The sequence below is a fragment of the Pseudoalteromonas sp. TAB23 genome, assembly GCF_000498075.1.
In the GTDB taxonomy this organism is placed as follows: Bacteria; Pseudomonadota; Gammaproteobacteria; order Enterobacterales; family Alteromonadaceae; genus Pseudoalteromonas; species Pseudoalteromonas arctica.
This window is the reverse complement of record NZ_AUTP01000357.1, coordinates 1-25,962: the sequence shown is the minus strand read 5'-3', so window position 1 is coordinate 25,962 and position 25,962 is coordinate 1. Positions and strand designations below refer to the sequence as shown.

Here is a 25,962-nt window from a genome sequence, read left to right as displayed (position 1 = left end):
TGCCATTTGTTTAGCCCTAATTAAAACTGATAGCTTACCCTTGCTGAAAAGTTACGCCCAGGTTGGGTGTATTGGCTAAAATCAGCACTTTGCGATTGACCTGCAATCAACTCAAAAGGTACATATTCTTTATCGAGCAAGTTAAGTACACCTACATTTAGCTGCCACGCTTGCCATTCGTAGTTTGCGTATAAATCAACAACGCCGTAGCCATGCCCTTGCGTAGTTTTATCATCGTTTGCATCAAGTACTACATCCGATTGCGATTTAGCTAAACGCAACGCAGCGGTCCAGTTAATATTACCCAGCTCTGTACTTAACAATATTGAGCCATTTAACGGGCTAATGCTGGTAAGTGGCTGATCGGTTTCTTTGTTTTCACCATCAACGTAGGCCACGTTTGCCTCAAGTAGTATATTTTCAGCGACATACATGGCAATTCCGGCTTCTACACCGCTTATTTGTGTTTCGCTAATATTTTGATATTGATACAAAGTTTTGTTTACATTAGGAATGTACGTTGGCTCAACACCCACTACGGCGGTTTCAATAAAATCATCGAATGCTGCATAAAAAGCACTTAAGTTTACGCTAATATCGCTGCTGGCGTATCTTAGCCCAAGCTCAAACGAATTACTGCTTTCAGGGTCTAAATCGGCGTTTGGTAATATTTGATAAAACGGCTCAACGCCGTGACTTTGATAGGCTTGGTCGTGTGGTGGTATTTTAAAGCCTCGTACGTATTGCCCGTACAACGATAAGTTATCATCCACTTGGTATATAACACCTAGCTTAGGCGAAAAAGCAGAATCGGTAATATCATCAAGCTCTCGCTCGAGGCGTTTGATTTTCTGAACAGGATTTTTTTTGGCTTTAGGGGATGTAGGCATAGTTCTCTTAGGTGATCGAGTCAAATCCATCTTACCGTGTTTTCTTAGCCAAGTAAGCACGGTTGAACGACCTTGTATGCCATAAATTTTTTGGGCTTGTTTGTAAGTCATATCGCCTTTTTCTACAGCATCAACAGTTTGTAATTTAAAGCCTAATGAATAATCTCGTTGTGTTCGTTTGAGCGGTGTATTGTTTGACTTGGTCATAATAAGTCCTAAGTGTGTAAACACATTTCTGGACGAGACATAAAGTACAAAAAGGTCGCTGTACAAATACTGCGACCTTTATTTTTAAGTTTAATATTAAGTTCAAGACAGCTTAATAAGCGCCTGCGCTGTATATAAGCTCGTAGCTGTGGCTGTAAATCTCAAGGATGTTACCAAACGGGTCTTCCATATAGATCATGCGGTACGGCTTTTCACCCGGGTAGTAATAACGAGGGGCTTGCATACGTTTTTTACCGCCAGCTTCTACAATACGCTCGGCTAAGCCTTCTACATCAGGGTCTTGAACACAAAAATGAAAGATGCCTGTTTTCCAATATTCAAAATTGTCTTTTGGGTTTTCTTGGTTTTTAAATTCGAAAATTTCGACACCAATACGATCCCCTGTAGATAGGTGCGCAATTTTAAATTTTTCCCACTTTTCGCCAAATACTTCTGTACACATTTCGCCAATCGGGCTTTTGTCTTCGGTAATTAAAGTGGGTTCCATTATGGTGTACCAACCCATAACCTTAGTGTAAAACTCGACTGCTTTTTCAACGTCGGGAACCGAAATACCAATGTGCGAAAAACTACGTGGATATGTATGACTCATAATACTTCCTCTTTAACTTGTGACTAGTTGATGGAGTTAGTTTACGAATCGACCAACATTAAGTAAAATTATCATTAATCATCATTTTGAGTACGTTTTGTAATGATAAATCCAACATGGTTAAATACGTTTTGTACTTTGGTTGAGGTAAATCATTTTACCCAAACCGCTGAGCGCCTTTATATGACCCAATCTGGTGTAAGTCAGCACATTAAAAAGCTAGAGCAACAAGTTAACTGCGCTTTGCTTGAGCGCCATGGTAAGCAGTTTTCTCTTACTCCTCAGGGCCAAAACTTATATCAGCAGGGCAGCCTACTTCTTAAAGATTGGCAGTTTTTAGAACAACAATTAAAAGATGATTCGCCGTACAGCGGAGCGGTAAAGATTCAATCTCCGGGCAGTTGTGGTTTAAAGTTTTATAATCAATTATTAGCACTGCAATCTGAGCATAAAGAACTAATTATTGATTACCGCTTTGCGCCCAATGTAAGTGTTGAACAAGCTGTAGCAAACCATAGTGCCGACATCGGGTTTTTAACTCAAGCTCCAACATTTAGCGAACTAACCAGCCATAAAATAAGCCAAGAGCCACTACTACTTGTAACGCCTGCAGGTATAAACATGCCTAATTGGCAAACCCTGTGTGAGCTAGGGTTTATTGCTCATCCCGATGCAAGCCATCATGCGCAGCTACTACTAAGCGAAAACTACAGTGAGTTTGAGCATATTGACCAAATAAGACGTACGGGATTTTCTAACCAAATTAGTTTGATACTAGAACCTGTAAGCTTAGGGCTGGGCTTTACGGTATTACCTGCTCATGCTGTTGGCGCATTCAATAAGCCCGCGCTTATTAAAACGCATCATTTAGAATGTCCGGTTAGTGAATCTATTTATGTGTGCCATCACCGAAATAGGCCGTTGGCAAAACGTATGAATACAGTGATTGAGCTAATAAAGGCGGGAGTAAATAGTTAAAACGTAAACCCCCTTTACACCCACGGCACTTAATACCATAGGCAAAAGGGGGAACAGAAAATTAGTTAACGCTTTCTAATTTTGCTTTTAAATCGAGTAAGTCGGTTGCGATAGTATTTGGCTGTATTTCCCACGGATCGAAAATAGATTCTTTAGATCGTTGAATCCACGCCGCGCGCATGCCGTGCGATATGGCACCGGTTACATCAAACGGGTTACTTGATACAAGCCACGTGTTTGCGCCTGTTGAATTGGTTTCGCGTAAAAAGTGGCTATAAACCCCTGGGTTTGGTTTAAAGGTTTTAACGTCGTCGGCACTTACTACCCCTTCAAAAAGCTCACTAATGCCAGCGGTTTCTAATAAGGTATGAACTGCGTCGGCAGCTCCGTTTGAAAATGCAAACAAACGGTAATCCTTCGCTTTTAATTGCTCAAGGCCTGCTTTTACATCATCGAACGCAGGAAGCGTTTTATAAAGCTCTAGCAGTTGCCCCTTTTGATCTTCACTTAGCTCGGTTTTGTGCGCTAAGCAGGCGTAATCGAGTGCGTGTTTTGTACATAGCGAGAAAGGAATATAATTTTGCATTAATCCACGTCTAAATGAATACTCTAATTGCTTTTCGCGCCATGTATTTGAAAATGCTTGGGCGTTATCGCCAATCATGTCGTCGAGTAAGGACAGTACGCCGTGAGTGTTTATTAGCGTACCGTATACGTCAAATGCAAGTGTAGTTGCCATGTTTGCTCCGCAATAAAATAAATTAAGTTGGTTTTAGAGTACTTGCTTACAGCTTAACTTAATTTGAACGAACGCTCAAATTAATAAAACTTATAAGCATCGAGTGCTAAAATATCCATTTCTATACCTTCATGTATTTTTTTTGCTTTACCGTCACTACTTCCAAGCGCTGCAAAAAGAGGTAAAAAGTGCTCCTGGCTAGGGTGATTAAATAAAGCATGAGGTGCTTCATTTAAATAGTTAAGTAACGCTTGGGTGTTTTGCGCTATTAATTTTTGCTCAACCCAATGAGTAAACTCATTAACCATTTGAACACGATTAGGTGTAGCAGGGCTTTTAAATATTTCACGTAGATTGTGACTAATACCACCGGAGCCAATAATTAATACGTTATCGCTGCGCAGTGGTGCAAGTAACTGTCCGTATTTATACATCGCCTGAGCGCCTAAACGCGTGTTAATAGACACCTGAACAATGGGAATATTAGCTGTTGGGTACATTAAGCGCAGCGGGATCCACACACCATGATCCCACCCTTGATCTGCACTTTTCACCGTTTTAATACCCGCTTTGTAAAAGTACTCACTAATAGTATTAGCAAGCTTAGGGTCTCCTGGTGCTGGGTATTGAATTTCATACAGGGGCTTGGGGAAGTTATAAAAGTCGTGAATAGTATGCGGCGCATCTCCGGATGTAATAACTATATCGTGCGCTTCATCAAAGTGGGCAGAAAACACCACAATAGCACGAGGCTTACTAAGCGTTTGACCTAATGATGCAAGAAAATCTGACGTAGCCGATTGCTGAACAGCCATCATTGGCGAGCCGTGAGATATAAATAAAGCAGGCTGAGTCATACTAAAACCTTAAACAAATAGACGTGTTATAAACACTATATAAGTTTCTATTTTGACGATAAATATGATACTTATTTATACATTATCAACAAAGCATTGTTAAAAAATGGATAAGCTCACCACCATGAAGACCTTTTTAGCCGTTGTGCAAGAAGGATCATTTTCAAAAGCGGCCGATAAACTCGATATTTCGCCGCAGTTAGTCAGCAAATATATTTCTGCGCTGGAAGATAATCTACGCACGCGTTTATTACACCGTACAACGCGAAAAGTAAGTGTTACAGAGGCTGGAAATCAATATTATCAGCGTTGTCAGCAGGTGGTTATTGATATTGAAGACATGGAAAACTCACTAAACAACTTAAGCGAAAATGTATCGGGTGTGCTTAGTATTAGTGCGCCAATGTCGTTTGGTACTAAGCATTTAGCAGGTTTGTTGGTTGATTTTCAAAAGCAGTATCCAAATTTAAAGTTAGACTTACGGCTCACAGACCAATATGTAGACATAGTAGAGCAGGGTATTGATATTGCTCTGCGCATTGGCGTATTAAAAAACTCAACGTTGATAGCTAAAAAAATTGCACCTATACACCTAGCGGTGTTTGCGTCACCCGACTATTTAAAACGCCATGGCACGCCACAAACACTGCTAGATTTACAGTCACATAATTATTTACGCTATTCCCACAGTGAGCCCACAAAACGATTATTTGGGGTTAATGAGTTAAAAAGCGAGCTAAAGCTTGAAAGTAACTTTGTGGCTAACAATGGTGACTTACTACTAAATACAGCCATTGCGGGAGGTGGTATTGCTATGCAGCCCACATTTATTGCTGGCGAAGCACTGGCTCAAGGTAAAGTAGTGCGCATTTTAAATGACTACGAACCCGACCAAATGGGACTGTATATGGTATACGCTAACAGACAGTTTTTACCGAGTAAAGTACGTGCATTTGTTGATTTTACTAGTGGCTATTATGGCGATACACCTTACTGGGATTTAGCGTAATAAAAAGTAAACCGCTTAACAGGCATTATATAAAAGCTAAATTTTTAAAAAATTCCGTAGTAAATTTCTTAGTACTTTAAACACCTCTTGATTACTGTGTTGCTGATGCTGTAATACATCAACATTAGCCAACCAACCCATTTCTTCAAACTCAAGAGGAAGTTTAACCAGCTCACCACTTTGTACTGCATCTACAGCTACATGGTTTGGTAATAAGCACCACCCGTTACCTTGTATTGCTAGCTCGAGTAATACAAAGTAATTATCGGCATACCAAATCTCTGGGCTAATTTTTAGCTGAAAGCTACTTGTTTGCGTATTGCGAGAACGAAGAAGAAGTTGTCGATGTAGCCGAAGGCCATCCATATTTTCACATCTGATCCCCGCTAAAGGGTGCGATTTAGCAACATATAAATCAAATTTTACCGATCCAATACATTCATAGTCTAAGTAACTCGGTATATTTAATTCACTAAAAATAATACCCGTTATAGGCTTTTCGCTGTTTAGCATGTCAATTATGTCATGGCTGGATGCACTTAAAAACTCAAGCGATACGTAAGGATACTTACTTTGCAGCTTGCTAATAATACTTGCGATAGTTTTAAACGGGATCCCTTCGTCAAGTGCAATAGTGATTTCGGTTGGTGTTTTTTCGTTTAGTGCTAATGCAGAGCTTGTTAATCGCTGGTGTTGATTAAGCACAGCTTTAGCCTGAGGTAGTAACTGTTTACCGGCATCCGTTAATTGTGGATAACGCCCTGTACGCTCAAATAATGTTGCATTACAGTCTATTTCTAAATTAATAATATGCTGGCTTATTACCGACTGCGCTTTACTTAAACCGCGCGCGGCAGCTGAAAACGATCCAGCTTCAACGGTAGCCACAAATGCTTGAAGCTGTTCAATACTAAACATATCGCTTTTCCCGATACTAAGTAACTAACACATATCTTTATAATGAATGAAAATACAGCCATCGTCATTAACTTAAGAAGTTATTTATATATGAACACAGCAGAACGTATTTTTCAGGCACTAATATTTGAGATGATAGCATTATCTTTTGTTGTACCTGCATCATCTTATTTTGGTGGGTTTGCAACAGGAAAAATGGCAATAGTAGGTGTTGGTTTATCAGTCTTCGCCATGCTTTGGAATTACATTTACAACATAGTGTTTGATAAAATAGTTGGGCATAACCGAATCGAGCGAGGTTTAGTAACTCGCATTACGCATGCATGTGGCTTTGAGCTGGGTATGTTAGTAATAACGCTGCCAATACTTGCTTGGTATTTAAATATTACATGNTAGCCGCTACAGCATTAGAAGCTGGCTTTTTAGTTTTTATACTCATATACACGTATATTTTTAATGTGTTGTACGATAAGTACCAACCTTACAAAAGATGGGTTAATAAATCGCAATGTGCTTGATATTTTTAAGTTTATAAAAGCAACGTTGTGGAGTATTGAGATCGTTTTGGCAAAAGCGCAATGGCAATAAATAACGGTAAATGTGGCTTTTAATTAAACCAATTAGCACTGCTCAATTGACTAAGTAGTGCTAATTTACTATTTGTACTATTTACCGGCTAACTGTAATGGGGGTTTACAGTAACTTTTTGCTTTATATATTTAGCCCTTTCAATATGTTCCACACGCTCTCACCACTAGGATGAAGCGCAGCATGATACCGATACGCTTAATATGTAATAGGCACGTAATAATGCTTTTGACTACCTAATAACTAAGTTTAAAAACTTCGTTTTTAAACGCCAGCAAGCTGCGCTTATATAAATGCCCAACAAACAATATACTTACTACTAAGCGTTGCTTAAAAATCAACCACACTGACTATAACTAGGTGTGCCAAGCAAATGGCACACCTATTTTGTTATGCAGGTATGGGGGCGTTTTCTGCAATAAGCTGTTTAGATTTCAATTCACTCCAAAATTCGCTTGGTATGGTAACTTTCATTGAGGCTACATTAGCTTTAATTTGATCTGCCGTGCGTGCGCCAGGAATAATTGAGGATACCGTTGAAGGCGCCTCTGCGAATTGCAGTGCAGCTGTTTTAATATCAATCCCATGTTTAGATGCAATGTCGCTTATTGCATTAAACTTTTGCTGCATAGGCCCAGGAATTTTAGGTGAATAATTAAAGCGATTACGCCCGGCTAAAAAACCACCATTGAGCGGAGCACCAATGACTGCTGAAACACCTCGTTTATCAAGCATAGGAAAGGTTTTATCAAGTGCCTGCTTATGATCTAAAATTGAATATTGCAGCGCTAGTAAGCAAATATCAGGGTCTGACATATCAAGCGCTTTATAAATAGCATGAGGTGTATTTACTCCAAAACCCCAGCCTTTAATTATTCCTTCATCACGCATTTTAGTTAACTCAGGAATAGCCCCTTTTGCTGCCTGATCAAAATACTTAAGCCAATCATCTCCCATATCACTATTTTGCGGTGATAAATCGTGAATATAAACAATATCAAGCGAGGCGACACCAATACGATGCAACGTGTCTTCTATTGAACGGCGCGTGCCTGAGGCTGAATAATCATATTTATAATGAAAAGGTGAGTGATCAGCCCAATGCCAGCTATTTTCTAGAGGCTCTGCTGAAGGGGTAAGAAGGCGACCTACTTTTGAGGATAAAACATAATCTTCACGCTTTTTGTTTCGAAGTAAATCACCGAAGCGCCTTTCACTTAAGCTTAAGCCGTAAAAAGGTGACGTATCAAAATGACGAATACCAGAATCCCATGCTGCATTTAGCATTGTTAAAATTTCTGCATCGCTTGATATAGTATTAAAGCCATTCCCAGCGGCAAGACCGCCTAAGCCCATTCTTGATTCAGGCCGGTAATGCTTAGCGTTAGTAACATCGTTTGTGGGCAGAGCAGCGCTTTTATCTATTGATCCTTTAGTTTGCATAACACTGCCGTTAGACATTTTTACTTTTAATTGTTCAGCCAAAGCTGAAGCACTAAAAATAGAGCCTAAACTTAAAGCAGCGCCTGCTTTAATAAAATTTCTGCGAGATACCATGTAACTATTCTCCTTGAGTAAGGTTAAATATCTACGCTATAAACTAGTATAAATACCAACCAAACTCAAGCGGGAGAAAAACAATAAATATCAATAATTTCAATAAGATGGTTAAATTAACAAAAGCTGAACGCGCACTTTAATTAACATTTTAGAATGATTATTTTCTTTACTCGTACAGTACTTTAATATGCACAAAATAGTGCACTTTAATAGCTTGATAAAAAAGCAAACTTCCAAATTGGTGCACGCCTTAATACTCATTCACGCAACATAAAAATGGTTACATTTATTCAAGTGTAAAAATTAGTAAACAAAACCGAAATGTATAAAAAGAGTGAATACCAAAGCCTAGTTAATCTCTCTAGCAAAGCGATTGCGGTAACGCTTAATTAATTTAATCGAACGTAGCTGGTCGCTAATTAAAGTAAATATTGGTGAAGCGTTTGTTTTTACAGGTTTACCTTGGCCTAAACGGCGTATTTGCCTTTTTACCAGTGCCATAGTGGCAAGCCCTGCAAGGGTTTTATCTTGCCAAGTAACACTGGGTAATACGGCTAGTTGCAGTGGCTCATTTTGCCATTTGTTTGGTAAATTTGGTTGGTATGCAAGCGCAGTGGCAATACCCACGAGGGCCACTCCACTTTCAATCACGTTGTTGGCAATAGATAAGCGACTAACGCCGCCGGTGGTCATTATTGGGATTGATGAGCGGTGGCTAATCGCTTTTGCAAACTCTAAAAAGTATGCTTCGCGGGCAAGTGTGCGTTCGTCACCTGTTTTACCTTGCATGGCAGGGGCTTCGTAACTACCACCCGAAAGCTCTACAAAATCAACATTGAGTTCATTCAATAAATCCACTACAACTTGCGCGTCACTGGGTTCGAACCCACCACGTTGAAAATCTGCAGAGTTTAACTTTACCGAAACCGAAAGGGTGGGGGAGCAAGCTGCTTTAATACTGCGGGTTATTTCGAGAAGTAAACGGGCTCTATTTTGTAAACTTCCCCCCCATTTATCGTTGCGCTTATTGGTAAGTGGCGATAAAAACTGGGCAAGTAAATAGCCATGCGCTGCATGTATTTGTACGCCATTAAAACCGGCTTTTTCGGCTTGTAGTGCAGTTTGTGTAAAGCGGGTAATAACATCGTCAATGTCGGTTTGAGTCATTGCCTTTGGTACGCCAAATAAGTGCGAGTGCTTACCCATATTAAGTGCAACACTTGACGCTGATAGAGCCTTTCCACCCATTTTTTTAAATACTTGCCTACCAGGGTGATTAATTTGCATCACCACTTTGCAATTATTTTGCTTTGATAAACGAGCAAGCTCTGCAAAGGCAGTAATATCGGTACTTTGCTCAAGCACTAGGCCACCTGGGCCTGTCATCGCTAAATGATCAACCATTACATTGCCAGTAATAATTAGCCCTGTACCGCCTTTAGCCCATGCGCTATAAACATTTTTAAGTGCTTGGGAGGGCGTTTGGTCCTCTTGTGCTAGGTTTTCTTCCATAGCGGCTTTGGCAATACGATTTTTTAATACTAAACCACTTGGCAAGGTAAAGGAGGTAAACACAGGGTTGCGCATAATTATTGGCTAATTAAATTGACATTAAAACAACTATAACCTTAAAGTTAGCTTGAAGGTCAACCTACTAAGTTTATGTAAAGTGGAGTTATTATTAGTTATGAAAATAGGCGAACTTGCAAAACTTACCAACATACCTGCCAGCACTATTCGTTTTTACGAAAGCAAAGGGTTATTAGCACCAACCACTCGCAGTGCTAATGGTTATAGGCTTTACACCCAACAAAACTTAGAAAAACTGCAATTAATTAAATTTTCACAAAGCTTGGGGTTTTCACCCAACGAAATACCTTTATTACGTAACGAAAACGGCGAGCTAAACCACACAGTAATAATCGAACGTTTAGAAAAAAAACAAAAAGAAGCTGACATTTTGATTGAGCAAATGCAGAAAAAGTCACAGCGTATTGGCAGTTTAACTGCGTTACTAAACTCTTATTGGGATAAAGGCGAATGCCTACCAGAAAGTAAATTGAATGAATTACTAGAAGTAATTGATTACAAATAAACTAATACAGCTTATTCAGGGCCTGTTTATCTTTTGAGGTTAAATTTGCAGCAGTATGTTTGGTATTTAGGCAAGGCAGAGTCTATGTAGTGTGGTTATTCCCCATAAACAGACGATAACGTAGTATAAATGCCAAACATGCGCTGCCCTAAGGGTTCTGCCTAGGGGCAATTTACTCTTCGTTGCTCTGTTTTTACTTATTATTACATGGATGTAAGCCATTAGAATAACGCAGGAGCAGTTATCGAGCCCACTAAATTACAAACCTCGCGCCGCGATTAAATAGCCCCTAGATTGAACAAATTTTATCCTGAAAGGTCAACAAGCCCCAGTAAGCTGTATTTTATTTATGTTACTTAAGCTTTTTAATGCCAATTAACACACAGATGGCACCGCCAATAATACCCGCCCATGCTTCTATTGGTGTATCACCACTAAATGCACGGCTTAACTGCGAAGCCGCCGCATCATAAACGTCATATCCCCACATAATTAAAGCGATACCTATAACGATTAAAACAATACCTATAATCTTATTATTCATAAACACCTCTGGTTTCTAACGTACATTATTTAACATACTTAATTGAAAACACTTAATAAATCTAATCAAGCTCTAGCTGCGCACGTTCAACGCTCTCACTAGGTAACTCTTTTTGTACCGATACACCAAGCTCTTTAAACTCTGATGCTTGTTTAATTAAATTACCTTTACCGCGGTATAATTGCGAGAACGCTTTGTCGTAACTTTCTTTCGCTTTATCAAGCTGCTTACCTACGCCTTCCATACTTAATAAAAAACCATTGAGCTTGTTATAAAAACGCTCAGCCCGATTTGCCAGCTCTTTTGAGTATTTGGTTTGCTCTTCAAAACGCCAAAGCTGTTTAACAATATTTAAACTAGTAAGCAGGGTAGTAGGTGTAGCTACCAGTATATTTTTTTCGATTGCTTGTTGGTAAATATCACTTTGATATTTAAGTGCTTCTACAAAAGCTGATTCTATTGGTACAAACATAACCACAACTTCAGGCGAATTAAGCCCTGGTAAACGGTCGTACGATTTACTCGCAAGCTCATTAATACGTGCTGTAACGGCGTTTACATGCTCTTTAATTGCTTGATTAGCATCTAGCTCATTTTCAGCGTTCACATAGCGTGTATAAGCATTTAATGATGTTTTAGCATCAATGACTAAGTGGCGACCTTGTGGTAAGTAAACAACTACATCAGGGCGCAAGCGGCCATCTTCAGTGTTAAACGACACTTCGCGCTTATAATCAACGCCAGCACGTAAGCCAGCGCTATCTAAGACGTTTTCGAGCATGAGTTCGCCCCAATTACCTTGGGTTTTCTTTTGCCCTTGTAGCGCGTTGCTGAGCTTGTCGGCTTGATCTGTTATAGCTTGGCTTTTAGCTTGCAAATGCAGTAGCTCGGTTTTAAGCGCGGTTCGTTGTTTTATGTCTTCAACATGTATTGATTCCATTTTTTCTCTAAAGCCTTTTAGCTCGCCTTGAACCGGTTTTAATAATTGTTCAATGCTTTCTTGATTTAAGGTTTTAAAGCTTTGTGATTTTTCTTCTAGAATCTTATTGGCTAGGTTTTCAAATTCTTTTTTGAGCATATTTTTACTTTGCTCAATTTGCGCGAGTTGCTCGGTAAAGCTTTGTTGTTTTTGCTCGAGGGTGGTGCGCATATTATTATATTCAACATCGCGTTGATTATATTGCTCACGAAGCGCTGCAAGCTCGCCTTCGGCTTTACGCCAAAAGTGATTGTATTGAATGCTTTGTTTTTCTTGTTCGCTAAAACGCGTTTTAAAATGCTGGGCTTCATCGCGCTGTTCTTGGTGAGTATGTTCTAGCAGTTCGTGATCTTCTTGCAAGGCGCTATATTGCAGCTCTTTATTATCAAATTGATTTTGTAATAGGGAAAGCTGTTGTTGCTGTTCGCTTATTTGTAGATGTAGCTTTTTGCGAAGCTGTGTTGATACAACGCCGTAAAATACAAAGCCTAACGCAACACCAGCACCGGCGCTTAGCCAATCAATATTAGTGAGTACTTGAGTGAGCATAAAATAAACTTATAAAATTTAGAGACATGCCATCATAACCAATAACAAGCAATAGAAGTAGGGGAGCAAAGAAATTACAGACATAAAAAAACCAGCTCAAAATAAGCTGGTCAAATATTACTAAATTAAGTAATCAAAGGGAAAATCAACATGTGCCCGAGTAAGCTGCAACTTAAATACATAATCACCAAAATAACTAATATTACTGGGTGAGGCTATATAACAACAGGCATTAGAGTAGACCGGAAAACAAAATAATTAATTCAAATTAATTTACGAAAAATCATTTATTTTTATTCGGGTTGATTTAAACAAATCAAATTATGGGCATAAAAAAAGCCAGTTCAAAATGAACTGGCTTAATCATTACTAAAATTAGTAATCAAATAGGGGGAAATCAACATAAAACCTGTATTAACTGCAATTAATCAACAAGCATAATAGTAGACGCCGCTCTTTGAATTAAGTTCATAAAAAGATCAAAACTTTTAAAATAAAAATTGAATGCTAAATTTAGGCATAAAAAAAGCCAACTCAAAATGGGCTGGCTCAATCATTACTAAAATTAGTAACTAAATGGGGGGAATCAACATGAAAACTTGTATTAACTGCAATTAATCAACAAGCATAATAATAGACGCCACTTTTTGAATTAAGTTCATAAAAAAATAAAAACTTTTAAAATAAGTGCTGCACGCTAAATTTTGGGCATAAAAAAAGCCAACTCAAAATGGGCTGGCTCAATCATTACTAAAATTAGTAACTAAATGGGGGAATCAACATGAAAACTTGTATCAACTGCAATTAATCAACAAGCATAATAGTAGACGCCATTTTTTAAATTAAGTTCATAAAAAAGTAAAAACTTTTAAAATAAGTGCCGAACGCTAAATTTTAGGCATAAAAAAAGCCAACTCAAAATGGGCTGGCTTAATCATTACTAAAATTAGTAACTAAATGGGGAATCAACATGATGCTTGTGCTAACTGCAATTAACCAACAAGCATAATAGTAGACGTCCGCTTTTTAATTAAGTTCATAAAAAGATCAAAACTTTTTAAATCAATTTAGTTTTTAATTAGCGATAACATTTGTTGTTCATCAAATTTTGTAAAGCTCATTGATTTATCGGTAAATAACGCATCTACAAGGGCTTGTTTATCTTGTTGCATTTTAAATACTTTTTGCTCTATTGAATTATTCATTATGAGCTTATACACAAATACAGGGTTAGTTTGGCCAATACGGTAAGCTCTATCAGTCGCTTGTTTTTCTACAGCAGGGTTCCACCATGGATCAAAGTGAATAACTGTATCGGCTTGTGTAAGGTTAAGGCCTGTACCGCCGGCTTTTAAGCTAATTAAAAACACAGATGTTTTACCACTGGTAAACTCGTCGATTACTTTATCTCGGTGGCGCGTTTGCCCCGTAAGCATACTAAAGTTAATGTTTATTTCTTCAAGGCGTTGGGCTATTAAATCGAGCGCCGATGTGAACTGACTAAATATAATAATTTTACGACCGAGACTTAACATAAGCGGTAAGTGTGTTGTTAACCATTCAAGCTTAGCGGAGCCTGCTTGAGTGTCTGGATCTATTAATTTAGGGTGGCAACAAATTTGCCTTAACTTTAAAAGTGCCTCTAAAAATGCAAGTTTACTTTTTTGTGCGCCTTGTTCGGCAAATAAGTCTATTAGCTTCTCTTCTAATGAACGTGTAATACCTTGATACATTTCTTTTTGCTTAGGCTCAAACTCAAACTCTTTAGTTAGCTCTGTTTTTTCAGGCAGCTCTTGCGCTACTTGTGCTTTAGTGCGGCGCATTATAAAGGGCATAATTAACGCTTTTAACTGCTCAGCTCTCTCCATATCAGCTTCACGCTCAATAGGCGTTTGAAAGTGCTGCTTAAAGTGGGCTTGAGACCCAAGTAACGATGGCATAGCAAAATCGAGTAACGATTTAAGCTCAAGTAAATTATTCTCGATTGGAGTACCACTTAAACAAAGTTTAAAGTCGGCATTTAAGCGTTTAACTAATCGCGAAACCTGTGCGGTATCGTTTTTAATGTATTGTGCTTCGTCGAGGATTATATTTTCAAAATATAATGGCGAATAATATGCAATATCACGCTTTAAAAGTGGATATGTAGTAAGTATACACTGCGCTTGCGCTAAGTGCTGTAAAGGATCGTTACGGTTTGAACCAAAAATAGTGGTGACTTTTAAGCTTTTAGCAAACTTAATAATTTCGTTTTTCCAGTTACTCACCAAACTAGTTGGACACACTATTAGTGTAGGGCCTGCCTGCGGGCGGTTAAACGTACTAGCTAAAAATGCAATAACTTGCAAGGTTTTACCCAGGCCCATGTCATCAGCTAAAATACCACCTAATTGGTGACGTTTTAAAAAGCTAAGCCAGTCAACACCTTGCTGTTGGTACTCACGAAGTGTTACTGAGTCATTTAAGCCATGTAATGAAACCTTAGTAATTGCTTTATCGGGACTATTTAGCTCTTGTAAGTATAGCTCTAATGAGTCGTCGTGAAGCTCTACGTTTATAGCAGTGTGCTTTACTAATTCAGGCAAATACGAAAGCGGAATATTAAATTCGTCTCGTGTTTTTACAAATTCAAAACGCTCTTTAAATTCATTTAATAAGTTAATTGCTGACTTATTAATAACCCCAAACTCACGACCAAGCGGATAGTAGTAAAATAGTTCACTTTGGCGATTTAATGACTGATATAGCGGGTCAGTATTAGTAAACAACAGCGATGCCTTAGCATCACATAGCAATACTTTGCAGTGCATTTGATGCCCTGCTGCGCGGTGTACATGTAAACTAACTTCACACTGCGGATTAGGACTCGTTACTTTACTTACACTTACTTGCCAACCACGTTGCTTAAAGCCAGGGAATACTTCGTATATTAGCCAATGCAAATGGATTAAAGACTGCTTTGTAAATACCAGTTCACTTTGTAAACCCCCTTTACAAAATTCAAATCCTAAGTTAATTAGTTCGTTAGTTACAGTATTTTCAAATGCACTATTAATCGTACTTGCAGGTGCTGCACCTGCTAAATAGTTTTTATTTTTATACTTAAATAACAACGAAAGAGATAAACCTTGATCGCCCATAGTTACTTTTAAAACAGCATTACTAGAGATTTTAGGCAATGTTGGCTGTAAATTAGTAGGGTGGGGTATTACACCTGCACCAAAGTTATCGGCAAGCTGCTTATATATTCTATCAAAGTTAGCGTCATGCAAAGCAGGCATAGTTTGTAAATGTGCTATTTCGTCTGCACTCAATGGGGTGCGAAGACGGCCCGCTTTTAAATGATCTAAATCGAGGTAAGTAGGTGGTGTTGTTTTTAATAAGGCCCAGTTTTGTGTTTGCTCAAGCTTAATAACTAATTGTGAGAGATCTTTATCTTGCTCCCAACTAAAACTTAATGCTTGGCCAGATTGCGCTTTAATTGGTACTCGAGAACGCTGGAAAAACAGGCGTTCTGTAGCTATCAACTGTTGTAAGGCACTAAAACCCCACTGGCCTTTTAGCTCAATACTTCCCACTGCATTTTGTGAGCGTATCCAACTAAATAATCTAAAATCACTTTCGAGTAAGTCACTCGGCGTTACAAAACTATTTAACTGCTGCTCGGTCAGGTTTCGACCTAACGTGTAATTCTTTTTAGTCTCAACATTCGCTATTTTAGGTGTTAAGAATACTTTGTTATTTTCAATATCTAATACAAATAATAATACTTGCGATGGCGTGTTTTGATCACCACTTTTAAGTGCACTTAATTCGCTAAACCAGTCATTAATAAAGTAATCTTCGCCATATTCACCAGAGTGCTCTATTTTGAGCTTAAATAAAATAGCAGCTAAGTGTCGGCATTTAGTTTTTGCATTACACGTACAATGCGTATCAACAGAATAACCAGTTGGTACTTTACTGATCTCAATACGTTGGTTAAACGATGATCCATTATCCACTTGTACAGTAGAGTCGACTACAGAAAAATTAGGGGTGTGTTCTAGCCAAGTGATTTGACCTTTCTTGTAATATTCTTTTCCTTTATCTAAAACATTTTCACGGAAAAGTTTTTTAATAAAGCGTTCAGACAGAGGAAACTGGGTAGCCTGCTCATTTTTAATTTCTTCAAAAATAGCCATTAAATCATTTTTTGATAAGTTAGCAGACATGTCACTCTAAGCATTAAATTTTAAAAATAATTCTGCCAGTATATGCCTTATGTGCTCTGAGCTAAAGCACTATTAACAAGATATAAACTGGTTGGAGCTGATAACTTAGTAAAAAATCGGTTTGTAAGCAAAAATAAGCATCCAATTTTACAAAATAATATTTAAAACAACTGCAATGGTAGAAGTTACATATAGTTAGAAACATAAAAGTAGGCATTACAGATCACGATTTTACTAACAATAATAATAAATGGAGGAATGTAGCTAAAAAGAGGAGATTAGTTAGTAAAAAAGTGATCTTGAAGAAGGAATATGATTATTTAAAGAGGAAATAGGCTAGTAAAGATCAGATTTTTACTAACAAAACAATCTGCCAGATCACTATTTAACTAAGTAAATATGCCTGACAGATCATTATTTAACTAACTAATTAAAGGCACTTAATAATTTAATTAATTGCTCTAAGCGCTTGTCTGTCATCACTTTATTATCAATTTTGATAGAGACATCACCGCTTTTTAAATTGCGTTGTACCGATATAAAGTTATTTTCTAGTACAGCTTCACGCTTAACAGCTATTTGTGGCTCAGCAGTTAAGCATTTAGTGATCGCCATTGCACGCTTGTCATCGCTTGTAATCGCATTTAACTCTTCATCACTAGCAAGGGCACTAACAAGTTGATTAAACGCCTCTTCGTCTCGCTCCTTTGCGCTAACAAGCTTTTTAGCGACTTCGCGACCTACGTGATTAGCAGTAGGGTAAAGCGCAATAACATCAGCAGGAATTTGCTCATAAGCTTTAATTGCATCTGCAATTGCAGTATGCGATACACCTTCTATCGCGGCAATCTCTCTGTAAGATCCTTTTTTACCTTGCTCAATAAGCTCATTTTTAGTTTGTTGGTAAGCTTGGCCAAGCTCCCATAAACTAGGAGCAATGTATTGATCTGAAGATACCGCTAAAATTTTTGCATCTTGATCAGTAAAATCGCTTGAACTAAGTACTAAATAATCTGCGTTACCTAAAATACAGGCCATACGACGACGTGAACCTGCCAGAACTAAACTTTTGTCACCTTGATCCCAAAGTAGGGCAGGATGTTGATTTCGGCCATCCTCACGAATTGCAGGAAGAATGTCTGATACTGACTTTTCGTTTAGAAGTGCCTGTACACGACGATTTTTGCCATATACACCAGTGGTAGATTCAATATCAGGATGTGCGATCACTTTACAAACAAGCGTAATTTGACGAGCAGGGTCGCTCGGTGCAGGCATTCTAATTACATCGCCAGCATTCGCTTGTTCTAGTAATGCATCAAGACTACTGCTGCCTACGGCAGTTGCAAATGGATCTAAGCGGGTGTCATTTTTACGTTTTTTAGCCATTTTTATTTAACATCCTTACTTAGGGGTATTGAGTGTTGATTGAGTTGACTGCCAATTTGAACGAATAAGCATTTCTAGCTCATCAACCACATCTTTAATATTTTCTTGAGCGCGCATTAATGACTCACGACTTGCTAAGCTGTCTGATGCTTTTTGATCAAAAATAGTGTTAAAAGAAGATGAACTAGCGGTAATCGCGGAGCTGTGATTGATTGGGTAGCTCATTACTTGGCGACCAAATGCACTACGAACATCTTTAACGATATCGCGCTGTGAGTGATTACCTTTCACATAGTTGGTCACTAAAAATTGCATAAAATCCCAGCCCTCATGGCCAAGTGCTGCAACTGTATGGTAAATCTCACCTAGTCGTTTTAAATATTTGTTATTAGCATCAAAATCTACAGCTTCCGGATGAACAGGAATAAGCATCGCAGTAGATGCCATTAATGCATTATAAAACATAAAGTTAAGGGTAGGTGCTGTGTCAATTAAGATAATATCAAACTCGTCTTTAACGGGATCAATTACTTTCTCAAGTAACTTGTGGTAATGGCGAGTTTGCTCATAATTTGAGGTATCTTTGAGTAAGGTTGCCGTTTCGTGCTCAAAGTAAAAGTCATCCATACCCGATGGTAATACACGAATATTTGGGATATGCGTTGGTAAAAATGAGTTAGACACAAATTCAGGCCATGTTTCACCCTCGTCTAAATCTATGCAATCACGCATTAAATCACCAACAGTAATCGGGTCGTGCTCACTTGAAGGAAAAAAGCTTGAAGAAGAGCCTTGTGGGTCTAAATCTATAATACCAATGCGATAACGTTTAATATTTGTAGTTGCAAGCGCTGCTGCTATATTAACCATACTGGTAGTTTTACCGCAGCCGCCTTTGAGAGAATTAATTACAATAACTTGCAGTTTGTCATCACCAGTACGATGATCTGGTTTAATGTCCATAATATCGGCCATAGCAAAAATATTTACTAATGTGTAAGCATAGTGACCGTTAGCACCGCGTTTTATGTTTAAATCATCGAAGTCGCCATTATCATGACGTCTTTTTAAAGTACGATTATTACAACCTAATAAATCAGCAGCTGCTTTTTGTGTATACGTTCTTAATTCTTTTTCTTCTGATTTAAGATGAGCACGGTAGTGCTGAATACGTCCTTCTAATGATTTTTCAGCAACTTCAGCTGTGGCTTTCAAAAGCCGATAGGTACTTAATGCGTTATTGTTGATAGACATACTTTCTTCCTCAAAGTTAGGCAGTTAGTATAATGTCCATTCAAATAGCTGTAAACAACTATTTAAGACGACATGCATTTTAAAAACAAGACATCTAAAAATATTTTTACACCTTTAATATTGCTTAGTATAAATAAAGAAGTTTAAAGGTGGTTAAATATATAAGGTAATAAAGGTTAAGGGTGTAAAATCAGCACATAACATTATGATTTATGTGAATAATGTTCAAAAAAGCAGATCAGGTTTATACTTGGTTAAGATCAGATCTTTATCTACCTGCGGATCAGCTTTTTACTAAGGTCTATTTTAAATATAGAGTTATGCACAGGTTACGCATGAAGTTATGAACAAAAAGAGCCCTGCGGATCAGTTTTTTACTAAGTAAATTATAAAGTTATGCACTAGTCGCAACATAAAAATACGCTTTTAATTAGTATAGATCTGATCTGTACTTGGTACAGATCAGATCTATTCTAACTCGGTAAGGCTTTATCCACAGGGGAATATATTTTTTGGTGTATTTGTCGTGCTTAATTTTAAAATTAAGCCATTGTAATGGACAAAATAACAGCTGAGTTAGTAAAAATTAGATTTGTGATAGTCCAGTTAGTATAAATATGATCTGAAATCGTAAGTAATGTACATCACTTAGTATAATAGTGATCCAAACGTTTTATTTAAAGTCAGATCACTTTTATACTAACTTAAACATTTAACTTTTGTTGCTTAATGTGTTGTTATTAGCTGTCGCAATAAAAATGGAAATAAGAACAATGAGCCGAAAGGTCAACATCTCGGTAGATAACTTGCCCGATACACTTAGGGGCCAAATCCACGGGGTGGAAAGTGCAATAGATAACGAAAGTTTAGCACTATTTACAGACAACAAAGACGTGCGAATTTCTATTGAAAACGCAGCACATGGATTACGTGCATATTCAAACACGTTTAATCACTATGATTTGTGGGGACGCTTTGTTCGCTCGGGCTATAAAAAATTGCCACTTGAAGAAGCGCCTAAAAAAACAATTATTACGCGTAAAATATCTGAAAAAGTAGATGGTATTTTGTACGATGGCGAAATAAAAATAACGCCAGCTGTTGTAAGTACACGCAAAGATGGCGAAGATGTTGAATACCTTGTTTGGCCATCAGATAGAGAAGAAAAAGTAGAGCGAGCACTTATTCGTTTAGCTTCTAAAGGCAAAATAGTTAAAATTAATTTTAAATCCGGTATTCAATACGCGGTTGTTTTTTCTATGAACGAATTAGCACAAGAACTCAAAGCGGTAGGGCAGTCAATGCCATATCCTGCAATAAAAGAGTCACTTGAAGCATTGCAAGGTTCTAAACTTTCATTTAAATATTCGGCAACAGATACTAAAAATTCTGATATAGATGATTCGTTTTACGAGTCAAACATGAACTTTTTATCGTCACTGCATTTTAGTGGCAAAAAAGGTCAGGGTGGCAATGTAAAATGTGTTGCCTGTTTAAATGCATTTGTTCATAACATGATTGATAACCTTGAATACAAAGGGTATTACTTTAATAGCGCTCAAGAATTAAAACGTGGATTATCGCGTTGGATGATGCTTCGTTTGTATCACCTTTGGCGTTATGCAGCACCAGGTAAAACGTACCATTTTAGATTACTTTCAATTATGGAAAAATACGGATCTATTTATTCAACTGATGATATTACCGAAAATAAATTAAAAGCACTTCGTCGTGATATGACCACCACAATGAAAGATTTGATTGAAAAAGGTGCAATATCAGAATACAGCATTACAAATGTTAAAGATGACAAAACCGGTAACATTATCGATTACACATACGAAATGCACCCGTCTGATCAGTTTTGCGATGAAATACTTACATTGAACAAACACAATAAACGCATTGAAATCCAAGGCGGTAAACGCATTGTTGAAAATGCCGTACTGATTGATGAAGATAAAATTGAAGAAATAGTAGAAAAATAATAACCGTTATTTTAAATACTGTACGGATAACTAAAAAGGCCACACTATGTGGCCTTTTTAACATAATGACTACCGCTCAACCTGTTCTAAATATAACCTATCAACCAAAAAATCATACTCGCGCTTACGAGGGTGAGTTTCGGGTTTTTGATAATCAGGTAATATACCTAATTTTACGTCTGGTTCTGGATTAATCAGAATAAAGGGTAATGCAGCACTCACATGATAGCGATTTTGCGCCGTATATCTCACATTTACCTGTGGACTCACTCGAGTAGGGCGGCGAATTCTAAGTTTTTCCTTTTCGCCTAAACTAGCAACCCGTAATTGCTCTTGAGCTACAAGTGATTGCCATTTTTGTTGATCTATCATTCTTGGATTTCGATAACTGGCCGATTTGTCGAGCATTTCGAGAGCCATTTTTTTAGTCAGCGTTTTAGTTGCGTGTTTGTGCATCCAAGTAAACCTAACCGAAAATGGCGATTCGCTTTCACTATGAATTTTACGATATGCAGCAAGCGTTATTAAATTTGGTATAGCATTGTGAACTGCCTCAAATCGAGCATCGTTGCTATCAATAGCTAAAATACATTCTTTAAACGTAGCTTTAGCTTTATTTACTTGAGCTATACGATTATTTAAAGCGTGTTTATCTGCATTTTTAATAACGAGCAAACCAGGGTGCCTTTTTAAAACACGACTGCTTAATCCTGATTTTTTATACATGTCTGAAAAAGAGTTTAGGATTGCTTTTTGAGCCGGTACTCCAGTGATTTTAGAAACAAGTATAGATTCTGGAACTTTACTCTCATCGAGACTACTTACATCTGGTAATTGATAATATTCCGCTTTGGAGAATTCACACTCTTTTAGTTCTTCAATCAAACTTAAAGTTAATTCGTTCATTAAATCAAACTGACTTCTAATTTGTACCTTAGTTACCATTACACACCTCAAAGAACACATCTTACTAGTCTTATATTATTACATGCACTTTGCTTTGTCTAAATAAATAACAAATAGTACTCGGGGCTTATAGTAATATTATATTTGAATTAAGTATGATGTGTTCTTTGTAGTGGGGGTATATAAATGAAGAAAGATTGAAACTCCTTACTAATTCATATGAGATTGGAGTATTTACTTTGTCGTATATAAAAAGGCTAATACGCCAAGTACTAGATTATCTACGTAGTAGGTGATAAAACTAAGTTTAGAAAAATGAGTTAAGCGGAGTTATATAATTTTCATATATTTATCTAACAGTCCTAGTATTTATAATTACTGACTCATATTACACCGTGTTGGCAGTACGGTGATCAGGCTAAAGGTTACAATGACTACAAATGCTTTTTGATATCAGTTCCTCTTTAAGGATACTTCAAGCAGTAGCGGCTTTAATCATGATGAATTGTAAATTAGCACTATCACTTTGAAGAGAAAACTTAATGGCCTACCACACCTTTAAGTTGTGGCACTTGTGAATATAGTCCTGCATACGAGTGCTATACAAGACTATGCGTCTAGGATTTAAAGCGCAGATAAATGATTACCACAAACGCTCATATCATACATTAAGGTCTGCACATAGCACTTGATAGCTATTAATTAATTATCCGCGTAAAGTTAAGATTACAGAAGCAGCTATTTAAGTATGATGTGTTCCTATCTAAATTACGTATAATATACCCTTATGTACTATTTATTCTCAATGCGTTAAAATTGTAAATAGTTAGCTCTAAACTCATGTATTTAAACACTTTAGTTTCTTCGAAATAAAACTAAAGTGTATGTTATATAACCACCTAGGTTAAGTAAGATTACTATTATACTTAACTCATAACTAAATAATTGGAAAATAGTGAATTTAGTCCTTGAACATAGGGGCCTGCATACGTTAATTTCTTCTTATCAGGTAATGTAGGAATGAGGAAAAATTATGCAATCGTGGAACCCAAATAGCTGGAGAGAGCTGCCAATACTGCAGCAGCCACAGTACCCGGATCAAGAAATACTTAAATCAGTAGAAAGTCAATTAAAAACGGCACCACCTTTAGTTTTTGCTGAAGAAACAAGAAGCCTATTCAAACAACTTGAAGATGTGTGCGAAGGGCGTGCTTTTTTACTTCAAGGTGGTGACTGTGCAGAATCATTTAGCGATTTTAATGCCGCTAACATTCGCGATACATTCAAAACAATCTTACAGATGGCTGTTGTATTAACTTACGGCGGTAAATGCCCTGTAGTTAAAATAGCGCGCATGGCTGGTCAATACGCTAAACCTCGTTCAGCAGACTTAGAAACAATTAATGGCGTGTCTTTACCATCTTACCGTGGCGACATTATTAATAATATCGAGTTTACAGAAGAAGCACGTATACCCGATCCACAACGCTTAATGACTGCATACCATCATAGTGCCGCTACGTTAAACTTATTACGTGCTTTTGCACAAGGTGGCCTTGCCGATCTTCACCAGGTAAACCGTTGGAACATGGGCTTTGTTGCTGCAAATCCACTTAAAGAAAAATACCAACAACTTGCTGATAAAATTCAAGACGCACTAGAGTTTATGGAAGTGTGCGGAATTAACTCTACAATTGCGCCAAGCTTAAAAGAAACCGATTTATACACTTCTCACGAAGCGTTACTACTTGGTTACGAAGAGGCGCTTACTCGTCGCGACCACTTATCTGGTGATTGGTACGATTGTTCTGCTCACTTTGTTTGGATTGGTGAACGTACTCGTCAACTAGACCATGCACATATTGAGTTTTTCAAAGGCATTAAAAACCCAATTGGTGTTAAAGTTGGCCCAGGTATGGACCCAGATGACCTAATTCGTTTAATTGATGCATTAAACCCAGATAACATTCCTGGTCGTTTAACGCTAATTACGCGTATGGGTGCAGATATACTTCCTGAAAAACTTCCAGCACTAGTAAGAAGAGTTCAACAAGAAGGCCGTAAAGTAATTTGGAGCTCAGATCCAATGCACGGTAACACTGAAAAAGCGACATCAGGTTACAAAACACGTAACTTCGACAATATTATGCGCGAGATCAGTCAGTTCTTCGCTGTACACAAAGCTGAAGGTTCATACGCAGGTGGTGTTCACCTAGAAATGACAGGCCAGCACGTTACAGAGTGTACTGGCGGTGCTTACGGTTTATCTGACGATGACCTAGCACAGCGTTACAAAACGCAGTGTGATCCACGCCTTAATGCCGACCAAGTATTAGAGTTAGGCTTTTTAGTAGCTGATTTACTAAAAGACGCACGTAAATAATATTTATTGATACTAAAAAAACCGCTTAGTTGCGGTTTTTTTGTTTTTAATTTTATTAGTAAGTTAGTACTTACGTCGCTCCAAGTCTGTTTCTATCAATATTTTTGCAGATATTTCTTCAACAGAATGATGCGTAGAATTAAAGTAAGCAATTTTATGACGCTTATACAACATTTCCACTTCGCGAACCTCAATACGACACTGTTTAATTGAAGCATACTTAGAGTTCGCCATACGTCGATGCCTAATAGCCGCAAGTCTCTCGGGGTCAATCGTAAGTCCAAATAGCTTATGTTTATAAGGGACTAAACACTTAGGCAAACCTTCATTGTCTAAATCTTCTTCTGTAATAGGGTAGTTAGCCGCTTTAATGCCGTACTGCAGTGCTAAGTATAAGCTTGTGGGTGTTTTACCACTTCTACTAACGCCAATTAAAATGATGTCTGCTTCAGAAAAGTTTTTAATATTTCCGCCATCATCATTCATAAGAGCATAATTAACGGCATCAATTCTAAAGTCATAACTTTTTTCGTGGATAGAATGCGTACGATGGATTTTAGGAACTGGGGCTACATTGAGTTCTTTTTCAATTTTTTCGCTATATGTAGTTAAAAAGTCATACGTGACTGCATCAGCCGATTTTATAATTTCACTTAAATTGTGATTAACAAAAGTAAAAAAAACAAATGGCTTTTCGCCTGTTTTTGCAGCGGTTGCATTAATTAATGCTTTAATTTCGTGCGCTTTTTCTTCAGTTTCTACAAATGGAATTGTTTTATGATTAAAATCGATAGGAAACAACGACAAAGTCGCATGCCCAAACACCTCTGAAGTAATAGCGGTTCCATCTGATATATAAAAAGCAGTTCTCATAATTAACCTTTTTATTGCGTTTAAATCCCTAAAATGGGTTTCTCACGGTTTACGTGAGGACTATTGCCAGTGTAGAATGATGATGACCTTTATAAAAGGTTTTCTTTCTTAACTCTCACAGTTAGACCTACAATTTGTTTTTTTTGGAGAAAGATCCGTGCAAGAATACGTTCTCTGGTATCAAGAGCTTGGTATGCAAGATGTTCCTCGAGTTGGCGGTAAAAACGCTTCACTTGGCGAAATGATTTCAAACCTAGCAAACGCTGGTGTACAAGTACCGGGTGGTTTCGCAACTACCGCAGATGCTTTTAATGAGTTTTTAGATCAATCAGGACTCACAGCAAAAATTCACAACATTCTAGATACACTCGATGTTGATGATGTAAATACACTCGCTAAAGTCGGTGCCGATATCCGCCAATGGATAAT

General features: G+C 37.7%; 21 protein-coding genes and 1 pseudogene. 7 read left to right on the top strand and 15 right to left on the bottom strand.

What is annotated here, in order from left to right:
• Nucleotides 1–20: 20 nt before the first annotated feature.
• The 3 genes and pseudogenes from L654_RS0124100 to L654_RS0124095 all read right to left on the bottom strand — a co-directional run bounded on the left by L654_RS0124100 (nucleotide 21) and on the right by L654_RS0124095 (nucleotide 1,710).
• Complete coding sequence (locus L654_RS0124100; RefSeq protein ID WP_225305809.1) at nucleotides 21–818, bottom strand: TonB-dependent receptor; 798 nt, start codon at nucleotides 816–818, stop codon at nucleotides 21–23.
• Nucleotides 819–1,097, bottom strand: a pseudogene (locus tag L654_RS1000000128490) (IS3 family transposase); the annotation flags it as partial.
• Between the two features lie 112 nt (nucleotides 1,098–1,209).
• Complete coding sequence (locus L654_RS0124095; protein ID WP_007583656.1) at nucleotides 1,210–1,710, bottom strand: lactoylglutathione lyase family protein; 501 nt, start codon at nucleotides 1,708–1,710, stop codon at nucleotides 1,210–1,212.
• Nucleotides 1,711–1,812: 102 nt separating this feature from the next.
• Here L654_RS0124095 and L654_RS0124090 point away from each other — a divergent pair, with 102 nt between their 5' ends.
• Nucleotides 1,813–2,688 carry a LysR family transcriptional regulator gene (locus L654_RS0124090; protein ID WP_010552899.1) on the top strand — a complete coding sequence of 292 codons (876 nt, stop codon included), beginning with the start codon at nucleotides 1,813–1,815 and terminating at the stop codon, nucleotides 2,686–2,688.
• Between the two features lie 61 nt (nucleotides 2,689–2,749).
• Here the strand turns inward: L654_RS0124090 and L654_RS0124085 are convergent, their stop codons facing one another.
• Nucleotides 2,750–3,427 (bottom strand): haloacid dehalogenase type II, encoded by a 678-nt coding sequence (locus L654_RS0124085; protein ID WP_002959247.1) that lies wholly within the window; start codon nucleotides 3,425–3,427, stop codon nucleotides 2,750–2,752.
• A gap of 80 nt (nucleotides 3,428–3,507) precedes the next feature.
• Nucleotides 3,508–4,284 carry a class III extradiol ring-cleavage dioxygenase gene (locus L654_RS0124080; protein WP_024609280.1) on the bottom strand — a complete coding sequence of 259 codons (777 nt, stop codon included), beginning with the start codon at nucleotides 4,282–4,284 and terminating at the stop codon, nucleotides 3,508–3,510.
• A 106-nt stretch (nucleotides 4,285–4,390) separates the two neighbouring features.
• Between L654_RS0124080 and L654_RS0124075 the strand changes: the two genes are divergently transcribed.
• Nucleotides 4,391–5,293: a LysR family transcriptional regulator gene (locus L654_RS0124075; RefSeq protein WP_024609279.1), complete on the top strand. Its 903-nt coding sequence runs from the start codon at nucleotides 4,391–4,393 to the stop codon at nucleotides 5,291–5,293.
• Between the two features lie 36 nt (nucleotides 5,294–5,329).
• On the opposite strand, the gene L654_RS0124070 is transcribed toward L654_RS0124075, so the two are convergent.
• A complete protein-coding gene (locus L654_RS0124070; RefSeq protein WP_024609278.1) occupies nucleotides 5,330–6,211 on the bottom strand; it encodes a LysR family transcriptional regulator in 882 nt (293 codons plus the stop codon).
• 90 nt (nucleotides 6,212–6,301) lie between these two features.
• On the opposite strand from L654_RS0124070, the gene L654_RS01000000126790 reads away from it, so the two are divergent.
• On the top strand, nucleotides 6,302–6,607 hold the full coding sequence (locus L654_RS01000000126790) for a PACE efflux transporter (protein ID WP_263640645.1): 306 nt from the start codon (nucleotides 6,302–6,304) through the stop codon (nucleotides 6,605–6,607).
• 582 nt (nucleotides 6,608–7,189) lie between these two features.
• Here L654_RS01000000126790 and L654_RS0124055 read toward each other — a convergent pair.
• Both L654_RS0124055 and L654_RS0124050 read right to left on the bottom strand, forming a co-directional pair.
• A complete protein-coding gene (locus L654_RS0124055; RefSeq protein WP_024591585.1) occupies nucleotides 7,190–8,356 on the bottom strand; it encodes an aldo/keto reductase in 1,167 nt (388 codons plus the stop codon).
• Nucleotides 8,357–8,707: 351 nt separating this feature from the next.
• Nucleotides 8,708–9,946 carry an NADH:flavin oxidoreductase/NADH oxidase family protein gene (locus tag L654_RS0124050; protein WP_024609277.1) on the bottom strand — a complete coding sequence of 413 codons (1,239 nt, stop codon included), beginning with the start codon at nucleotides 9,944–9,946 and terminating at the stop codon, nucleotides 8,708–8,710.
• Between the two features lie 100 nt (nucleotides 9,947–10,046).
• On the opposite strand from L654_RS0124050, the gene L654_RS0124045 reads away from it, so the two are divergent.
• Nucleotides 10,047–10,454: a MerR family transcriptional regulator gene (locus L654_RS0124045; protein ID WP_024609276.1), complete on the top strand. Its 408-nt coding sequence runs from the start codon at nucleotides 10,047–10,049 to the stop codon at nucleotides 10,452–10,454.
• 352 nt (nucleotides 10,455–10,806) lie between these two features.
• Here L654_RS0124045 and L654_RS0124040 read toward each other — a convergent pair whose 3' ends face one another.
• From L654_RS0124040 to L654_RS0124020, 5 genes are all read right to left on the bottom strand, one after another.
• Nucleotides 10,807–10,998, bottom strand: a complete 192-nt coding sequence (locus L654_RS0124040; RefSeq protein WP_007583678.1) for a DUF3185 family protein — start codon at nucleotides 10,996–10,998, stop codon at nucleotides 10,807–10,809.
• Between the two features lie 61 nt (nucleotides 10,999–11,059).
• Nucleotides 11,060–12,526 (bottom strand): DNA recombination protein RmuC, encoded by a 1,467-nt coding sequence (gene rmuC / locus L654_RS0124035; RefSeq protein WP_024609275.1) that lies wholly within the window; start codon nucleotides 12,524–12,526, stop codon nucleotides 11,060–11,062.
• A gap of 1,067 nt (nucleotides 12,527–13,593) precedes the next feature.
• On the bottom strand, nucleotides 13,594–16,740 hold the full coding sequence (locus L654_RS0124030; RefSeq protein ID WP_024609274.1) for a DEAD/DEAH box helicase: 3,147 nt from the start codon (nucleotides 16,738–16,740) through the stop codon (nucleotides 13,594–13,596).
• Nucleotides 16,741–17,166: 426 nt separating this feature from the next.
• Nucleotides 17,167–18,129, bottom strand: coding sequence for a transcriptional regulator (locus L654_RS0124025; RefSeq protein ID WP_024609273.1), 963 nt, complete (start codon nucleotides 18,127–18,129; stop codon nucleotides 17,167–17,169).
• Between the two features lie 15 nt (nucleotides 18,130–18,144).
• On the bottom strand, nucleotides 18,145–19,383 hold the full coding sequence (locus L654_RS0124020) for an AAA family ATPase (protein ID WP_007583176.1): 1,239 nt from the start codon (nucleotides 19,381–19,383) through the stop codon (nucleotides 18,145–18,147).
• A gap of 773 nt (nucleotides 19,384–20,156) precedes the next feature.
• Between L654_RS0124020 and L654_RS0124015 the strand changes: the two genes are divergently transcribed.
• Entirely contained in the window at nucleotides 20,157–21,371 is a 1,215-nt protein-coding gene (locus tag L654_RS0124015) for a hypothetical protein (RefSeq protein WP_024591590.1), read from the top strand.
• 69 nt (nucleotides 21,372–21,440) lie between these two features.
• On the opposite strand, the gene L654_RS0124010 is transcribed toward L654_RS0124015, so the two are convergent.
• On the bottom strand, nucleotides 21,441–22,316 hold the full coding sequence (locus L654_RS0124010; protein WP_024609272.1) for a DNA replication terminus site-binding protein: 876 nt from the start codon (nucleotides 22,314–22,316) through the stop codon (nucleotides 21,441–21,443).
• A 994-nt stretch (nucleotides 22,317–23,310) separates the two neighbouring features.
• Here L654_RS0124010 and L654_RS0124005 point away from each other — a divergent pair.
• The gene (locus L654_RS0124005; protein ID WP_008167282.1) at nucleotides 23,311–24,660 is read left to right on the top strand and encodes a 3-deoxy-7-phosphoheptulonate synthase class II; all 1,350 of its coding nucleotides are present in this window, start codon (nucleotides 23,311–23,313) and stop codon (nucleotides 24,658–24,660) included.
• Nucleotides 24,661–24,723: 63 nt separating this feature from the next.
• Here the strand turns inward: L654_RS0124005 and L654_RS0124000 are convergent, their stop codons facing one another.
• Nucleotides 24,724–25,533: a pyruvate, water dikinase regulatory protein gene (locus L654_RS0124000; RefSeq protein WP_024609271.1), complete on the bottom strand. Its 810-nt coding sequence runs from the start codon at nucleotides 25,531–25,533 to the stop codon at nucleotides 24,724–24,726.
• A gap of 157 nt (nucleotides 25,534–25,690) precedes the next feature.
• Between L654_RS0124000 and L654_RS01000000126785 the strand changes: the two genes are divergently transcribed.
• Nucleotides 25,691–25,962: PEP/pyruvate-binding domain-containing protein (locus L654_RS01000000126785; RefSeq protein WP_033028007.1), on the top strand; the 272-nt coding region annotated here is incomplete at its 3' end.

Coding starts and splice junctions, on each gene's coding strand:
- L654_RS0124005 (WP_008167282.1), top strand. CDS start 23,311: ATGCAATCGTGGAACCCAAATAGCTGGAGAGAGCTGCCAATACTGCAG.
- L654_RS0124030 (WP_024609274.1), bottom strand. CDS start 16,740: ATGTCTGCTAACTTATCAAAAAATGATTTAATGGCTATTTTTGAAGAA.
- L654_RS0124080 (WP_024609280.1), bottom strand. CDS start 4,284: ATGACTCAGCCTGCTTTATTTATATCTCACGGCTCGCCAATGATGGCT.
- L654_RS0124010 (WP_024609272.1), bottom strand. CDS start 22,316: ATGGTAACTAAGGTACAAATTAGAAGTCAGTTTGATTTAATGAACGAA.
- L654_RS0124040 (WP_007583678.1), bottom strand. CDS start 10,998: ATGAATAATAAGATTATAGGTATTGTTTTAATCGTTATAGGTATCGCT.
- L654_RS0124070 (WP_024609278.1), bottom strand. CDS start 6,211: ATGTTTAGTATTGAACAGCTTCAAGCATTTGTGGCTACCGTTGAAGCT.
- L654_RS0124090 (WP_010552899.1), top strand. CDS start 1,813: ATGATAAATCCAACATGGTTAAATACGTTTTGTACTTTGGTTGAGGTA.
- L654_RS0124055 (WP_024591585.1), bottom strand. CDS start 8,356: ATGGTATCTCGCAGAAATTTTATTAAAGCAGGCGCTGCTTTAAGTTTA.
- rmuC (WP_024609275.1), bottom strand. CDS start 12,526: ATGCTCACTCAAGTACTCACTAATATTGATTGGCTAAGCGCCGGTGCT.
- L654_RS0124050 (WP_024609277.1), bottom strand. CDS start 9,946: ATGCGCAACCCTGTGTTTACCTCCTTTACCTTGCCAAGTGGTTTAGTA.
- L654_RS0124015 (WP_024591590.1), top strand. CDS start 20,157: ATGAGCCGAAAGGTCAACATCTCGGTAGATAACTTGCCCGATACACTT.
- L654_RS0124075 (WP_024609279.1), top strand. CDS start 4,391: ATGGATAAGCTCACCACCATGAAGACCTTTTTAGCCGTTGTGCAAGAA.
- L654_RS0124095 (WP_007583656.1), bottom strand. CDS start 1,710: ATGAGTCATACATATCCACGTAGTTTTTCGCACATTGGTATTTCGGTT.
- L654_RS0124020 (WP_007583176.1), bottom strand. CDS start 19,383: ATGTCTATCAACAATAACGCATTAAGTACCTATCGGCTTTTGAAAGCC.
- L654_RS0124085 (WP_002959247.1), bottom strand. CDS start 3,427: ATGGCAACTACACTTGCATTTGACGTATACGGTACGCTAATAAACACT.
- L654_RS0124045 (WP_024609276.1), top strand. CDS start 10,047: ATGAAAATAGGCGAACTTGCAAAACTTACCAACATACCTGCCAGCACT.
- L654_RS0124000 (WP_024609271.1), bottom strand. CDS start 25,533: ATGAGAACTGCTTTTTATATATCAGATGGAACCGCTATTACTTCAGAG.
- L654_RS0124025 (WP_024609273.1), bottom strand. CDS start 18,129: ATGGCTAAAAAACGTAAAAATGACACCCGCTTAGATCCATTTGCAACT.